At 49.4% G+C, this 16,681-nt stretch carries 12 protein-coding genes; 11 read left to right on the top strand and 1 reads right to left on the bottom strand.

Features of this window, described 5'->3' with window-relative positions:
- The first annotated feature begins 1 nt into the window (after position 1).
- The 4 genes from cobA to CGC65_RS15425 all read left to right on the top strand — a co-directional run bounded on the left by cobA (position 2) and on the right by CGC65_RS15425 (position 6,491).
- Complete coding sequence (gene cobA, locus CGC65_RS15440) at positions 2–1,546, top strand: uroporphyrinogen-III C-methyltransferase (protein WP_007036797.1); 1,545 nt, start codon at positions 2–4, stop codon at positions 1,544–1,546.
- Between the two features lie 508 nt (positions 1,547–2,054).
- Positions 2,055–3,773, top strand: coding sequence for a carbon starvation CstA family protein (locus CGC65_RS15435; protein ID WP_002564288.1), 1,719 nt, complete (start codon positions 2,055–2,057; stop codon positions 3,771–3,773).
- Between the two features lie 261 nt (positions 3,774–4,034).
- Complete coding sequence (locus tag CGC65_RS15430; protein WP_002564287.1) at positions 4,035–4,793, top strand: glycoside hydrolase family 25 protein; 759 nt, start codon at positions 4,035–4,037, stop codon at positions 4,791–4,793.
- 117 nt (positions 4,794–4,910) lie between these two features.
- Complete coding sequence (locus CGC65_RS15425) at positions 4,911–6,491, top strand: hypothetical protein (protein WP_002564286.1); 1,581 nt, start codon at positions 4,911–4,913, stop codon at positions 6,489–6,491.
- Between the two features lie 323 nt (positions 6,492–6,814).
- On the opposite strand, the gene CGC65_RS15420 is transcribed toward CGC65_RS15425, so the two are convergent.
- Positions 6,815–8,155, bottom strand: coding sequence for an IS30 family transposase (locus CGC65_RS15420; RefSeq protein ID WP_002564285.1), 1,341 nt, complete (start codon positions 8,153–8,155; stop codon positions 6,815–6,817).
- 214 nt (positions 8,156–8,369) lie between these two features.
- On the opposite strand from CGC65_RS15420, the gene CGC65_RS15415 reads away from it, so the two are divergent.
- From CGC65_RS15415 to CGC65_RS15385, 7 genes are all read left to right on the top strand, one after another.
- Positions 8,370–9,254, top strand: a complete 885-nt coding sequence (locus tag CGC65_RS15415) for a DUF362 domain-containing protein (RefSeq protein ID WP_002567754.1) — start codon at positions 8,370–8,372, stop codon at positions 9,252–9,254.
- A gap of 38 nt (positions 9,255–9,292) precedes the next feature.
- Positions 9,293–9,667 carry a MerR family transcriptional regulator gene (locus tag CGC65_RS15410; protein WP_002567753.1) on the top strand — a complete coding sequence of 125 codons (375 nt, stop codon included), beginning with the start codon at positions 9,293–9,295 and terminating at the stop codon, positions 9,665–9,667.
- Positions 9,668–9,798: 131 nt separating this feature from the next.
- A complete protein-coding gene (locus CGC65_RS15405; protein ID WP_002567752.1) occupies positions 9,799–10,470 on the top strand; it encodes a helix-turn-helix transcriptional regulator in 672 nt (223 codons plus the stop codon).
- Between the two features lie 85 nt (positions 10,471–10,555).
- Positions 10,556–11,020 (top strand): NUDIX hydrolase, encoded by a 465-nt coding sequence (locus CGC65_RS15400; RefSeq protein WP_002567751.1) that lies wholly within the window; start codon positions 10,556–10,558, stop codon positions 11,018–11,020.
- A gap of 54 nt (positions 11,021–11,074) precedes the next feature.
- Entirely contained in the window at positions 11,075–12,457 is a 1,383-nt protein-coding gene (locus tag CGC65_RS15395) for a Wadjet anti-phage system protein JetA family protein (RefSeq protein ID WP_002567750.1), read from the top strand.
- Positions 12,457–13,290 carry a DUF4194 domain-containing protein gene (locus tag CGC65_RS15390; RefSeq protein ID WP_002567749.1) on the top strand — a complete coding sequence of 278 codons (834 nt, stop codon included), beginning with the start codon at positions 12,457–12,459 and terminating at the stop codon, positions 13,288–13,290. Before CGC65_RS15395 ends, CGC65_RS15390 begins: the two co-directional genes overlap by 1 nt.
- Positions 13,275–16,667 carry an ATP-binding protein gene (locus CGC65_RS15385; protein WP_002567748.1) on the top strand — a complete coding sequence of 1,131 codons (3,393 nt, stop codon included), beginning with the start codon at positions 13,275–13,277 and terminating at the stop codon, positions 16,665–16,667. Before CGC65_RS15390 ends, CGC65_RS15385 begins: the two co-directional genes overlap by 16 nt.
- The last annotated feature ends 14 nt before the right edge of the window (positions 16,668–16,681 follow it).

The raw sequence follows: 16,681 nt of genomic DNA, 5'->3' as shown, positions 1-16,681 counted from the left end.
TATGGAGAATAAGGGAATGGTATATCTGGTGGGCGCAGGTCCGGGGGACCCGGCCCTGATGACCCTGAAAGGCCAGGCGCTTCTTAGCTCCTGCGGCGCCCTTGTCTATGATCATCTGGCATCCAGACAATTCCTGGAATGGGTGCCCTCCGCCTGCCGTAAAATCTATGTGGGCAAACAGGCCGGACATCACTCCATGAAACAGGATGAGATAAACGCCGTTCTGGTGGAACTGGCCCTTTCAGGGCTTACGGTGGTCCGGCTAAAGGGAGGGGATCCCTTTGTGTTCGGGCGGGGCGGCGAGGAAATCCAGGCACTGGAGGCCCACGGGATTCCCTACGAAACCGTTCCTGGCGTAACATCCGCCATAGCGGTCCCGGAATGCGCCGGGATTCCCGTAACCCACCGCGGGGTAAGCAGAAGCTTCCATGTGATTACAGGCCACACCCGGGACGGAGAGGATTGTCTCCCTCCTGAGTTTGAAACATACGGTTCCCTGCCGGGCACCCTGGTATTCTTAATGGGACTGGGACAGCTTCCGGTCATTACAGCCAGGCTGATTGAGGGAGGAATGGCTCCGGACACACCTGCGGCTGTCATTGAAAACGGCACCCTGCCGGACCAGAGGGCAGTCCGGGCGCCTCTTTCCGGGATTCACGCCAAGGTAATGGAGGCGGGGATCGGCACTCCGGCCATTATTGTTGTGGGCGAAACAGCCTCCTTTGATATGAAATGCGATTTGAAATGCCGTTCTTTTGGTCCCCTGGCCGGATACAGAATCGGTATGGTTGGCACACGGCATTTTACAGACAGTCTTGGACATGCCCTTAAACAGGAGGGAGCGGTTGTCTCACCAATCCTGGAGATGAAAGTGATATCCCATACAAAATGCCCTGCCATGCAGGAAGCCTACCGAAACCTGGCTGCATACACCTGGCTGATATTCACCAGCGCCAATGGTGTGCGCCTGTTCTTCCAGGAAATGCAACACTCCGGCATGGATTACCGCTTGCTGGGTCATATAAAATTTGCCGTTATCGGCGACGGCACAGGCAGGGAACTGGCAAACTTCGGTTTCCATGCAGACTATATGCCGGATTCCTTCTGTGCCGAGGCACTGGCCCGGGGACTGGCATCCATCCTTACAGACAGCGACCGCATCCTCATTGCCCGCTCCAAAGGCGGATCACCTGTACTGACCAGTATACTGGAAAAAGCCGGACTTGTTTACGATGACATTGTTCTTTACCAGGTGGAAGGCAGGCTGGCGAGTGAACAGAGGCAGGCGGAAGAGGGATTTGACTATATCACCTTTGCCAGCGCGTCCGGTGTAAGGGCTTATCTTTCAAGCGGCCTGAATATAAATCCCGGACAAAGGACAGGACAGACCAGGCTGGTATGCATCGGGGACATAACGGCAGGGGAGTTAAAAAAACATGGAATAAAGGCAGATATCACTGCCGGAACATACCATATACAGGGGCTGGTGCAGGCCATTGCAGATGACGCCATATCCCGCGAAGCGGAAGGTTCTGCATCCGTATAACCTGTAGTTATGAAAAATATATAAATAAAGTATAAAAAAAGTGTTAAAATATCATTGATTTCTCTGTGTTAAAGTGGTAAACTTCTTGACATCAAGAGTTTGATACTTGAGAAAAGCAATGACTGGGACATGTCATGGTTTCAGATTCCGGCACAGAGAGCAGCCCGGCTGGTGGAAGGGCGCGCGAGAGGAATCATGGCCTCACCCAACAGCTTCTGTTCTGAACCCCTTTCCCGAGAGAAAGGCCAGTAGGGATGGACGGGTTTCTTTCCGTTAACAAAGATTCCGGCTGACTGAGAGCAGCAGGAACTTAAGGGGCTGTCCTTTTACGGGGCGGCAAACAGAGTGGTAACGCGGATTGATTCGTCTCTGCATCGCAAGGTGCAGGGACCTTTTCTTTTTACAGGGCCGGTTATTGTTCTTTTCAGTGCAGGGGGCTTAAGCAGGATGCAGAGGCATTTCCCGGACAAACTCTTTGAAACCTACTTTATATACGTGAGGAGACTTGATGATGAATGGTTTAGTTATGATGCTTTTAGCCGTAGTGGTATTAGGCGGTGCCTATCTGATTTACGGCAGATATCTGGCAAAGAAATGGGGCGTTGACCCCGATGCAAAGACCCCGGCCTATGAGATGGAGGACGGTGTGGACTATGTGCCGGCTGATACCAACGTGGTATTCGGCCACCAGTTTGCCTCCATTGCAGGAGCAGGCCCCATCAACGGCCCCATCCAGGCAGCTATGTTTGGCTGGCTGCCCGTTATGCTGTGGATTCTTCTGGGAGGCGTATTCTTCGGCGCGGTTCAGGACTTTGCCGCCATGTATGCTTCCGTCAAGAACAAGGGACGTTCCATTGGCTACATAATCGAGGTTTATATCGGCAAGCTCGGCAAAAGGCTGTTCCTTTTATTCACCTGGCTGTTCTCCATCCTGGTAGTGGCGGCCTTTGCTGACATTGTGGCAGGCACATTCAATGGTTTTGATGCAGCCACAGGCGAGAGAATCGCTGCTAACGGAGCCGTTGCCACCACATCTCTTTTATTCATTGCATTTGCAGTGGTACTGGGATGCTTCCTGAAGTATGGAAAATGCAGCAAGCTGGTAAATACCCTGGTTGCCATCGGACTTCTTGTGCTGGCTGTCGCCCTTGGACTGGCATTTCCCGTCTATGTGCCCCAGAGCGCATGGCTCATTTTCGTATTCCTGTATGTGATTGTTGCCTGCGTGACTCCTGTATGGGCTCTGCTTCAGCCCAGGGATTATCTGAACAGCTACCTGCTGCTGGCCATGATTATCGGTGCGGTTCTGGGAATATGTGTTTATAATCCGGCCATCAACCTTCCCTCCTTTACATCATTTGTGTTTACAGATGCAAAGGGAAATATTTCCTATCTGTTTCCAACCCTGTTCGTTACAATTGCCTGCGGTGCCGTATCCGGCTTCCATGCGCTGGTATCCTCCGGAACAGCCAGCAAGCAGATAAAAAATGAAAAGAACATGCTGCCGGTATCCTTTGGCGCCATGCTGTTAGAAAGTCTTTTGGCCATTACCGCGCTGATTGCTGTCGGTGCGCTGGCTACCAGTGAAGGCCTTCCAACCGGAACACCTCCACAGGTATTTGCCAAGGCCATTGCCATGTTTCTTACCACATTGGGAATGCCTGATTCCATCAGCTATACACTGATCACGCTGTCCATTTCAGCCTTTGCCCTGACCAGCCTGGATTCCGTGGCGCGCGTGGGACGTATTGCTTTCCAGGAATTTTTTACTAACGACGATATTGACCCATCACGGCAGAGTTCCCTGAACAAGGTGCTGACTAACAAATATTTCTCCACCATACTGACCCTGGCTCTCTGCTACGCATTATCCAGGGCAGGTTACGCGAGCATCTGGCCTCTGTTCGGCTCTGCCAACCAGCTGCTTTCCGCGCTGGCCCTGATTGCCTGCGCCGTATTCCTGAAAAAAACACACAGACAGGGCGTCATGCTCTGGGGGCCCATGGTTATCATGCTGGGCGTCACCTTTACGGCCCTGAGCCTTAAAATCAAGGACCTTATATCGGCCCTGTCAAGCCAGTTTGTATTCGGCAACGCGCTTCAGCTGGTGTTCGCAGTTCTTCTTCTGATTCTGGGCGTGATTGTTGCCTTTGAGGGCATCCGCAAGCTTTTGGATAAGGATACAGAGGCAGATAAGGCAGCTCCGGGCAAGGGTGTGACTGCGTAGAGGGTGTGACCGCCGCATTGTTTATCTGCAATAAAAGGATGCAAACTCTGTAAAGAGAACATGCATCCTTTTATTGTGTTTTAAGCAGAACCCATCCGAAGATGCCGGCAGCGGATTTTTTGGAAAACCGTTCAATTTCTATGTTCATTTTACTTGAAAAGCCAGGACAGGTAATGCATAATGATAAAAGATGAACCTTCTGATATCTTACTGAAACAGCTTCAGCAGTACGGATTGGGGTTCAGGAAAGCAGGACTTCACATGAAACACAGATACAAATGGCTCCGCATACTGGCCGCTCTCGTTGTCATGACGGTTTTTGCTGCCGGTATCATGGCTTATCTGATATGGAACGGATGGATTCTCTTAAACAATCCTTCAAAAACACGTTATCCGGTACGGGGGGTGGATGTGTCCCATTACCAGGGCGAAATTGACTGGAAGGTGCTGGGAAGGCAGGATATTGATTTTGCTTACATCAAAGCCACAGAGGGCAGTTCCCATGTGGATGAGAAATTTTATCAGAATTGGTCTGAGTCGGCCCTGTCCGGCCTGGCTGTGGGAGCATACCATTTTTTCAGTTTTGACAGCAGCGGGAAGGACCAGCTGGCGCATTTCATCCAATGTCTGCCTGACAGGGAAGGGATGCTTCCGCCGGCAGTTGACGTGGAGTTTTACGGTGACAAGGCTGCCAATCCTCCAAATCCGGCGGACGTGGAGCAGGAGCTTGGGGCCTTGCTGGAAGGACTGGAAGCACAGTATGGGATAGTCCCTGTAATCTATGCCACGGAGGAATCCTGGAACCTGTACATCCGCGGAAGGTTTGACCGGTATCCGCTCTGGATTCGCAACGTAAAAACAAAGCCCCGCACCGAGGGGGAACCATGGCTGCTGTGGCAGTATACCAACCGCCAGCGTCTTGGGGGATATGAGGGAGAGGAGACATTCATTGATATGAATGTGTATTGCGGGAGCCGTGAACAGTGGGAAAACTGGTACGGGAATCGTAATAAATCGTAAGGAGTGCCCAAAGACTTTTCTTACTTCTCCTGCTATACTTTTGACAAAGGCCGTTGGCGGGATTATCCCGGTTTGGAAACAGATAAAGGGGCAGGTAAGGAGGAGCAAATATTTTATATGGAACCAACAACAGAAGAAAAAAACGGACAAAACCAGGAGGACAGACAGGATACAGAACCAAACAGCAACAAACCTCATAAGCTGGGAAAGGGCAGATACATGATTGTGTCAGCCCTGTCCGGCATTCTGGTATTAGCTGCCGTCCTGGCTGTATTCATGACAAGGCACAGGGAGACCGGCACTGTGATAGCCGGGATGGATTACCACGAAGCTGCTGTGGATAATAAAATCTATACCTCGTATTCCCAGCATGATACGCGCTGGAGCAGCAATCCTCTGGGCAGTTCAAAGGACACCATGGGAAGTTCCGGATGTCTGACCAGCTGCATCGCTGCATCCCTGACCGCTCAGGGGGTGCACAGTTTTTCGCCGGGGGAACTGAATCAGATTTTTAATGAAAATAAGGTTTATAATGACCGCGGAGCCATTGTGTGGAAGGAACTGGAACAGGCATTGCCCTATGCCAGGGTCCGCCTGGACTGCGGTACCACCAGCGAGAGCATCAACCGCCTGCTGGATGAAAAAATGTATCCAATTGTAAAGGTAAAGCGTAAAAGCGGGGCCGTGCACTGGATTATGCTTACGGGTACGGAAAAGGATACTCTCGATATCACAGCCATGGATCCCATTGACGGTTTCGTCCATATGAGTGATTATGATAACCGTATCTATGGCATCAGGGTGGTAACCGGCAGCGGGAAATCATCGGAAACAACAGGAGGGGAGACGGAAGCATCAGGTAAACCCCATGAAGTTTCCGGCACCTTGTCTGGACAGGGACAGGATAAAACCGGTAAAACAGAGGACAGGGATACAGCCGCAGTGACAGGCAGGGCGGAGGAAGGATTCTGGAAAACAGAGGAAGCCTTTGCGCAGAAGGAGATTCAGCCTGTATCTTTAGAAGAACTTGGAAAGGCGCCTGATGCGCAGGGAATAGTATTTTTATCAGCCCTTTCCCAGAACAAATTCCGTCTCTACGGCTATGCAGGGCCGGCAGGACATTACGACGGTATTTACATCACGGACTGGGAGGGCAACATGAATTCATTTCCCTCCATTCCCTATACTTCTCCCCGGTTGATTCTTCCTAAAATGGGATGGGACCAGGAGAACGGCATATTGAAAGCCTCCTTTCATACCATGACTGGCACTTCCCTGTCCAGAGAGCAATTTTATGCCTTTCTGCGATATGACACAGGACATCTGGAACCATATGAATTCCGGGAAGAGGACTATGAAAAACAGCTGGACCGGCGCCTGTCCTATAAACTCGACAAGGAGAAAAACATGGTCACATTCTACGATGAGTCGGAAAAAATCGTATCCTTACCCTTAGAGGACCTGGACAGCAGCCGCATCCGGGATGTCATTTATACGGATTTTGTGGCCTTTAATCCGAATCAGCCCGTGACAATGGCATTTACTCCTGGTTTTATAATAGAAGGAATGACAACCCCTCAATACCTGGAGCAGGATGTCCGTCTGGAAGCAGCCATTGATGTCATACGCGATTCGGATTCCAGCGGAGCAGATGTGGTGAGATTCCATATCAGGGACATTGAAAAGGGCGGGAGCTGATTGTTGGATTCGATTGCTCTTCACGGCATTTGAGAATATTTTGGATATATAACAGCATTTTACGCTTAATTTTGTCAATTTTCCTCATGGTAAAATTACAGAGTGAATTCGTGATTTCTACAAAACATTGATTTTGCAGCACCTAATTCGCTTCATTTCGGTTTACGAGTGACAAAAATAGAGTTACAATGACCTTACAGGGGCCTGTTTTCATGTGTGCAAGCATGGCAAACAGGCATCTGGGTAAGTGTGCAAGACTAAATTCCACATGCCAAATTTTTGTAGGATTAAATTCGGCAGTGGATTCCGTCTTGATTCTAATTCTATTTTTTAAGTAACGATGGTTTTAAGTGGACTTGGTCGCCAGGTATTTCCTGGAGACATAAAAGTCTGTGTAACCTGTTATTTAAAAGCATCTTAGACAGCCTGAATGGAGTGCAGCCGTTCAGGCTGTCTCTGGCTTCACTGTTGATATGATTCATAAGTACGCAGGCATCTCTCTGCTTATAGTGATCCAGACTCTGGCTTTTGGGAATCACATATCGGATGTATTCATGATTTTTCTCGATACGTCCTTTTTGCCAGGAAGAGTTCGGATTGCAGTAAAAGATTTTGGTGCGAATTTCACCATTTTTATCACACTCCAATCGTTCTGGAAATTGAAATTCCACACCATTATCAGTCAAGATTACAGGGAACAGTTCCTGAAAAACCTTAATACCGAGTTTTTCTGTCAAATAGTCGAAAACTTTTATGACCTGGTCCTGTGATTTCTCTTGCAGCACAAAAATAAGCATAAGGGAACAGTTCCGGAAAAAGATGGTAAGGAAAGCCTGCGTGCTGTTATCCCGGCCGCCTTCTACGGTATCAAGTTCGACAACTGGAATATCAGGATTTTCCTGAATGAATTTTTGAAAATCCTCGTAGGTTCGTCCTATACGGAATTCTTTTGCAGCCAGGCTGACCCTTGTACCAGTTTTTCTTGGCTTGCATTTGTAACGTACCTTGCGGCGTAAATCGATGTTTTTAGCAGTAAAAACACCCTGATCGATATAATTGTAGAGCGTCTTTCTGGAACAAGGAATCTCGTGTCCGTGAAAGGCATAAATGTGCGCCAGTGACTGTCCCTGGGCAAGCAATGGTGAGATAAGCGTATCAAGCATTGCGATATCGGCAGGAGCCTGGTTAATCCCCTGCCTGCATGATACAAGCAGCTCCTGAGAGGATTGATCTGCATTCTGGGCAATGTAGTAGGCTTTTTCCTTATTGCAGGTCCGCTGCCTTGCGCAGTGATTGCACACAAAAGGTGCTTTAGATATAGAGGCACATTGAGGCTCCCGGTATTCAGAACACAGATAGCTGCATTTTGAAACCTGCAGCTTTATATCATAGCAGCTCTTACACATCTTTACACAGTCTTTTTTATCGCAAAGGAAACGCAGGGTGCACTCTTTGAAGAGGGCACACCTGGCCGGCTTCTTCGGGTCTTTCTCGCGGGGCTGAAGCGTCCGGTATTTTTTAACTTCCTTTGCAATGGTGCTGGGATGCTTATCTAGTTTTCTTGCAATAGCAGCAAAGGACAAACCGTCATTTAATCCTTTTTCGATGTGAATGCGCTGGCTGGTTGAAAGGTGCTTGTGATCATATTCTTTTTTCTTAGGCATAATAATCCTCCTAATGGAGGAATCCACTTACCAAGAGAATCATATCACATTCTGTGTAAGACTGAAATCGTCAATCACGAATTTAGTTGGTGAAACAAGAAGTTAATATTACATTTTAGGTCAATTTTCCTCATTTTCTCTTGACTTGGAGTTGACTTTAAGTTGTAGACTCTCATTACAGCTTAACAACAACATTTCAAGGAGGACAATCAATATGTCTATCGTTTACATGACAAGGGAAATCACGCCGGAAAGCCTGGTCCGGATTTACCGCGCATTGGGTGTCTCGCTCCCCGGCAGCGCAGCGGTAAAGATCTCCACAGGGGAGCCGGGCGGCCGCAATTTCCTGCAGCCAGAGCTTATCAGGAACCTTGTACAGGAACTTATGGGCACCATTGTGGAGTGCAATACTGCCTATGAGGGAAGAAGGAACACTTCCAAAGCTCACTGGGAGACCATGCGGGACCATGGGTTCACAGCCATTGCTCCCTGTGATATCCTGGACGAAGAGGGCCATATGCCCCTTCCGGTAACAGGCGGTCATCATCTGACGGAAAATTATGTGGGATCCCATCTTCAAAACTATGATTCCATGCTCATGCTTTCTCATTTCAAAGGCCATGCCATGGGAGGCTTTGGCGGGGCTTTAAAGAACATGTCCATTGGGCTTGCATCCTCTTACGGCAAAATATGGATTCACTCTTCCGGCACCAGCACCCGGTTTGAGGATGTATTTACAGCGGACCACGATTCATTCCTAGAATCCATGGCGGACGCGGATCGCTCCGTCATGGACTATATGGGCCGTGAAAATATAGTGTACATCAATGTGGCCAACCGTCTGTCCGTGGACTGCGACTGCGACGCCCATCCCCATGACCCGGAGATGGGGGACATCGGTATTTTCGCATCCGCAGATCCTGTGGCCCTGGACCAGGCGTGTGTGGATGCAGTATACGCTTCTGAGGATGACGGAAAGGCTGCCCTGATAGAGCGCATAGAATCCCGGAACGGGATACACACGGTGGAGGCAGCCCATTCTCTTGGCCTTGGCAGCCGCAGATATGAGCTCAGATGTATTGATTCATACAAAAATTGATTCATACAAGATTACAGGGTAAAGGAGTTGATGAAGGTTTGACTATTGCAGAAGTCAGCAGACAATATGACATATCGGCCGATACACTGCGCTACTATGAACGGATCGGCCTTCTTCCCCATGTGGGCCGTACGTCCGGCGGCATCCGCAATTATTCCGAGGATGACTGCCATTGGGTGGAGTATATCAAGTGCATGCGCAGCGCAGGGGTTTCCGTGGAGACATTGCTGGAATATGTGACATTGTTCCATCAGGGAGCTTCCACCATCCAGGCCAGAAAGAATCTCCTTCTGGAACAGCGGGAACAGATTGCGGCCCGAATCAATGAGCTGAACCAAGTCCTGGCAAGGCTGGACTGGAAACTGGACGGCTACGAGGAACGGATGCTGTCATACGAGGAGCATTTAAAATAGTATTCAACCGGGCATGGAAAAAGCCTTATATTATAAGGGTGCAACAGATTATTGCGTGACACCGGAACCAAGAGCAGATAATATGAATTCAGAACAAAGACTATTATAAAATGGTTCCCGGAGGTACCGCTATGAAAAATACAGTAGGAAAGAATATTGTAAAATTGAGAAAGGAACAGGGGATGTCCCAGGAACAGCTGGCCCAAAAGATTCACGTCACCCGGCAGGCCGTATCCAATTGGGAAACAGGCAGGAGCCAGCCGGATCTGGATATGCTGGAAACCCTGGCAAGTGCCTTCGGAACCGATATTCTTGTAGTCATATACGGTCAGATGCCAGCCGGTGCAGATGAGGAGACCAGGTCTGCCGTCAGAAAGCGTCACCTGAAAAAGGCCGTGTTCTGGGGCATCCTGACCCTGGCCTCATACCTCATTCTGACAGCGTTAGGACGGCATCTGGATGTGCTAAAAACCAGGACATACAATTCCATGCCTTATATCCTGCTGCAGACATCCGTCATGCCTCTTATAAGTGTGGGATTTGCTGTCAGCCTGATGCATGTGCTGAATGTGGCAGGCACTGTACGGATAGCTGAATCCGGCATGAGAAAAAAACTCCTTGTAGTGGGAGGGCTGACAGCTGCACTCTACATGCTCTGTATGCTGTGGCTGTTTGTCCCCCTTCCGTTATTCCCGGGAGCCCCCCTGTGGATTTGGCGCATGTCCTTTTCCGTTATCCCCCATATCCTGTTTTTTTCCATAGGACTGCTTCTTTACCTTGGACTGGACCATGATAACGAATGAAAACCTTTGCCGGGAGACTGGCTGTTTAAGCATTATAACAATCCCAATCACACACGCCGTACATTCCTGATAAGGAGGATACCACATGATAAGCGTCGAATTTCACAACACAGTGGATGATTCCCTGCTGAAGTTTGCAGTCATCCTGTCCAGATACCAGGGGAAATGGCTGTTCTGCCAGCACAGGGATCGGGATACCTACGAGTGTCCCGGAGGCCGCAGGGAAGCAGGGGAAAAGATAGAACACACGGCCCGCAGGGAATTATACGAAGAGACCGGTGCAGTGGGCTTCACCCTGACGCCGTTAAGCGCATATTCGGTCCGTGAGACCGCTGGAGACCCTGATACGCCTGGGATAAGCTACGGAATGCTCTATTACGGCGACATTACAGAGCTGGGCCCCATACCGGAGGGGTATGAGATAGCCCGCACCGCACTGTTTAGGGAACCGCCCGCCAACTGGACTTATCCTGACATCCAGCCTGTCCTTCTCGGATATCTGAAAGCCTGGCTCCGGGAGTCAGGAGATGGCGGGGCCAATGATTTCTGATTGTCACTTCCGGTGTTTCCTGTTATAATGATAGGGAAATACGGAGGTTTGTAAATGATACTGATGAATGAAATACCAGACCGGTTCTGGAGCCTGTTCCGCTCTGTCAACCGGTCTACTTACATAGAGGCACTTCTTAAAATCAACGAGGAGTATGAGTACAGCAATTACTTTCTCAGCAGGGAAGTCTGCATCCAGCTTTTAAGTGAATATTTCTCCCAGAAAAAATATGTCATATGGCAGGACGAGACCGAGGATGACTGGGATGAACTGGAACCGCCTGCCACCAGGGTTCTTAACTGGCTCCTGAGGACCGGCTGGCTCCGCAAGGTGGATGATTACGCCAGCATGACGGTCAACATCGTCATTCCGGATTACGCCGCGGTGATGATTGAGGCATTTTCACGTTTATTAGGCGATGATGAGGATGAGACCCAGGTTTATATCCAGAATGTCTATGCCATTCTATTTTCTCTGAAAAACGACCCCCGCTCCAGCGTCAGCCTGCTAAATACGGCTCTCATAAATACGAAAAAACTGAACAAGTCCCTTCAGGACATGCTGCACAATATGGATAAGTTCTTTGGCAGCCTGCTGGAACAAAAAAATTACGGGACCCTGTTAAAGGAGCACCTGGAAGGATACGTGACGGAAATCGTCAATAAAAAATATCATATATTAAAGACCTCGGACAATTTTTATCTCTACAAGACAGATATTAAATCCTGGATAGCCGCCATGCGGGAGGACAGTTCCTGGATAAATAAAATGTGCGCAAAAAGCGCGGCTTCAGCCAGAGGCCAGAAAAAGGCCCCCCTGACAGAATACGATATTGTGGAGAAGCTGGACCAGCTGGAGCGCGGGTTCGATGATATAGAACACCGCATCTCCAACATGGACAAGGAGCACTCCCGTTATGTCAAGGCAACCGTCACACGCCTCAACTACCTGTTAAACCAGGAGGACAACATGAAGGGGCTTGTAATCAGGCTTTTAAACCATCTTTCGGAATACGGCTGCCCGGAAGAGGAGCTGGCATCTGTAAGCGCCAGGATGAACCTGTCCCAGATGACCATATTGTCAGAAAAATCCCTGTACAAACGGCGTAAGACCAAGGCAGACTTTACAGAACAGTTAAAGGATGAGGAAGAATCCGAGGAACTGTCCATGGAGGAAGTTCTGAACCTGAACAAGGTCAGGAACCGTTACAGCCAGAAGGAGATTGAAGCCTTTATAGAAGGCAGCATGACAGAGGGAAAAATGGTGGTGGACGAACAAACCATACATTCGGACCAGGACTTTGAAAAACTGATACTGGCCTATGACTATTCCACCAGGAGAAAGAGTCCTTATAAGGTGGAAGAGGAAGATTCGGAAATGGTGCACTGCAAAGGCTATACCTATCCGCGGCTGGTATTTGTCAGGAGGGCAAGATAGTGGAAAACATGGAATTGGAAAACAGCATGACAGACATCGCGCCGGCGGCCGGATACACCGGAAACGGCGTTCCTTACTACGACAATCTGATGCAGTCGGAGCAGATGGAAGTGACGGAAATCATCCGTCTCCTGTGGCGCCAGACCTTTATACTGGAACACAAATATGACAAGCGCACCGGAAGATTCCAGTACAACAGAGATTACCGGGTATGCAGCAAACACCTGGAATTTATGAAGAATTATTTTGCCATCAGCGGAGTGGAGCTGCGCGAAAACAGCCAGATGGGCGTCATGTACATCCAGGGTGAAACTGTGGTGGGAGACAAGCTGCCCCGCCTGGCCACCCTGTATCTGCTGGTGCTGAAGCTGATATACGATGAACAGATGGAAAGCGTTTCCACCAGTGTCAATGTCTATACATCTCTGCGGGAAATCCACGAAAAGCTGGGCAATTACAGGCTGTTCAAGAAGCAGCCCGCTCCCACGGAAATCCGCCGGGCAGTGACCCTCCTGAAAAAATACCAGGTTATAGAACCTTTGGATCTGCTGGAGGACTTAAAAAGCGAAAGCCGCATGATTATATATCCCTGCATCAACGTAGTGCTCATGGGAGACGATGTGCGCTGCCTTCTTTCCTCCTTTGAGGATGATTCGGATGAAAGCGGAGTCCAGTTGAAAGCTGATTTGGAGGAGGAAGAACCGGACGCCACGGACGGAATGACGGAGGACGGAATGGCGGAGGATGAGATGACGCAGGATGAAATGACAGAGGATGAAATGACAGAGGATGAAATGGCATCAGAGGAAGGAGAACCATGGAACAGAAAATAGCAAACGATCGTTTTCTCGCCCTTTCCAGGATATGTTTGAATAACTGGCACTATATAACCAAAAGGACCCTGTCCTTTAATGATGAAATTAATTTTTTTACCGGACATTCGGGCAGCGGCAAGTCCACGGTTATAGACGCCATGCAGATTGTGCTCTATGCCAATACGGACGGCAGGGGCTTCTTCAACAAGGCGGCTGCCGATGACTCTGACCGCAGCCTGATTGAATACTTAAGAGGTATGGTAAATATCGGTGAAAACAACGAGTTTTCCTATCTGCGCAACCAGAATTTTTCCTCTACCATTGTGTTGGAACTGAAACGAAGCGATACGGGCCAGTGCCAGTGCGTGGGAATTGTCTTTGATGTGGAGACAGCCACCAATGAGATATCCCGCCGTTTCTTCTGGCACAAAGGACCCATGTGGGACAATGGCTACAGGGGCGGGAAACGGACCATGTCCATCGTGGAAATAGAAGACTATCTTCAGGCGAATTACAGCCGGGAGGATTATTTCCTGACCTCCCACAACGAGCGATTCCGCCGCATACTCTACGATTCCTACCTGGGGGGCCTGGACTCTGAAAAATTCCCCCTTCTCTTCAAGCGGGCCATCCCATTCAGAATGAACATCAAACTGGAGGATTTTGTAAAAGAATATATCTGCATGGAGCAGGACATCCATATCGAGGACATGCAGGAAAGTGTTATGCAGTACGGCCGCATGAGAAAGAAAATAGAGGACACATGTGCGGAAATCCAATCCTTAAAACAGATTGAGGACAGATTCCTAACCTATGCTGACAAGGAACAGCAGATCGAAAAATGTTCCTACTTTGTGCAGAAACTGGAGATTCTGCAGCTTCAGTCAGAGGTCCGTACCCTGGCTGACAGGGCAAAGCTGGCAGGAGAGGACCTGAAAAAGCAGGTTCAGGCCAGAAGTTCAGTGGACGAACAGATTGGCGAGCTGACCCGGCAGAGCGACGAGCTGCTGCGCCGTATTGCCTCCACAGGGTATGAGGAGCTGAAAAGCCAGCTTAAGAGCCTGAATGAACTGTTGGAACAGCTGGGAAAAAGCGAATCCAGGTGGCAGCAGACCGCAACCGCCTTAAAGCGCTGGGAGGAAGAGGACATCACCTCCAACCAGACCCTTTGGGATATGGAGGAATTTGAAAACCGCACCATTGACCTGGAGACATTGGAACGACTGAAAAAAAACATGGTATCCATGCGTACAGATACGGAAAAACAGCATCAGGAAGCTGCTGCCGCTGTCAGAGAGCTCAAAAAGCAGGAAAAGCAGACAAGAGATGAACTGGAAAAACTTCGTTCCGGCAGCAAAGCCTATCCCAAATACCTGGAAAATGCCAGGAGCTACATCCAGCGCCGCCTTCTGGAGAAAACTGGTAAGAGCGTGGATGTGCATGTGCTGGCTGATCTGCTGGACGTAAAGAGAGATGAGTGGCGCAACGCGGTGGAGGGCTATCTGGGAAACAATAAATTAAATCTGGTGGTATCTCCTAAATACGCCAGAGCCGCCCTGGAAATCTACGGGGAACTGGATAAAAAGGAATACTTCAATGTGGCTGTGCTGGATACGGAAAAGGCATCCCAGAACCAGCCCCAGGTACAAAAAGGCGCCCTCTCAGAGGAAGTGACTGTGAGGGAGTCCTACTTAAAACCTTATATAGACCTGCTGCTTGGAAAGGTCATCAAGTGCAATACCATAGATGAATTAAGGGAATGCCGTATCGGCATCACCAGCGGCTGCATGCTCTACCACACCTTCCGCCTGCAGCACATCAACCCGGATAACTACACTAAATTTGCCTATATCGGCAAGGACAGCGTCAGGAGGCGTATCCGTCTTCTGGAGCAGGAACTGGCGAGCCTGGAGGAAAAGAAAAAGCCTTTGGAGGAAACGGCCAGGGAGTCCCTTAGAATCCTGGCCCTCCCCTGGCTCTCAGCCGAACCCACGGAATACATGGACTGGCTGAATGACATAAACAGCTACAAAGCCAAGGAGCGTGAAAAGAAAAAACTGATACAGAAGCTGGAGCTTTTAAAGGAGCAAAATGTAGACCAGTTAGAACGGGACCGCCAGGCGGTTATCACGCTCTGCGACGGCAAAAAGAGGGAGAGGGACAGCCTGAATGTGCTGATCCGTGACAAAGAGCGTGAGATAGAAGGGTGCCGGAATAAGTCCATTGACAGCCAGTCCCTTCTCACGTCAAAGGAACGGGAGTTAAAGCAGAATCCTGACTATGACAACGAACTGTCAGCCTATCTGCCCTCCAGGGATACGGTGCGCTATGACAGGGAAAAAGAAACCTTCATTGCCAGGTGCAGCAAACTGTCTGAGGCCAGGGAAGCAGCTTTTCAGGAGCTTCTGGCCGTCAGGACCAGCTATATCAGGACTTACCCCAACCGCAATTTCACGGTAAACGCCAGAGATAACGCTGCCTATGACCGCCTTTTAAGCGACCTGAAATGCGATAATCTGGAAGAATACAAGCAGAAAGCCACGCAGCAGGCCAAATCCGCGGTAGAACATTTCCGGGATGACTTTATGTATAAAATCCGCAGCGCAATCCGGGAGGCCCTGATACGCAAGGATGAGCTGAACCGCATCATCAGCCGCCTGGATTTCGGAAAGGACAAATACCAGTTTGTTATCGGCCGCAACAAAGGACCTGACGGGCGTTTCTACGATATGTTTATGGATGATTCACTGGACATCAATCCGGCCGACCTCAATTATTCCTATGAAAACCAGATGGACCTGTTTACCATAGAGCATGAAAAACAGTATGGGGATTTGATGAATGAACTCATCAGTATTTTCATTCCCCCGGAAAACGCCACCCCGGAGCAGATGGACGAGGCCAGGCGGAATATGGATAAGTATTCAGATTACCGCACCTACCTGTCCTTTGACATGCAGCAGCTTATACAGAATGAAGACGAGGTAATCAAAATACGGCTGAGCAAAATGATTAAGAAGAATTCAGGCGGAGAAGGCCAGAACCCGCTGTATGTGGCTCTTCTGGCCAGCTTTGCCCAGGCCTACCGCATCAATCTGCCCTCCAAGGTGGAGCGCAATCCAACCATACGTCTGGTGGTGCTGGACGAAGCATTTTCCAAGATGGATGGGGAGAAGGTGGCCAGCTGTATTGAACTCATCCGCGGCCTTGGGTTCCAGGCCATCATCAGCGCCACCAATGACAAAATCCAGAACTACGTGGAAAACGTGGACAAGACCTTTGTCTTTGCAAACCCCAACAAAAAGTCCATATCCATCCAGGAATTTGAACGGGAGCGCTTTGTTGAGCTGATGCAGGATATAGAAGATGGGGATGAATTTGCGGATACGTTATAATAACCGTCATTATA

It is taken from the genome of Enterocloster bolteae (assembly GCF_002234575.2).
In the GTDB taxonomy this organism is placed as follows: Bacteria; Bacillota; Clostridia; order Lachnospirales; family Lachnospiraceae; genus Enterocloster; species Enterocloster bolteae.
The sequence above is the reverse complement of the archived record's forward strand: the minus strand, read 5'-3'. Positions and strand labels throughout refer to the sequence as shown.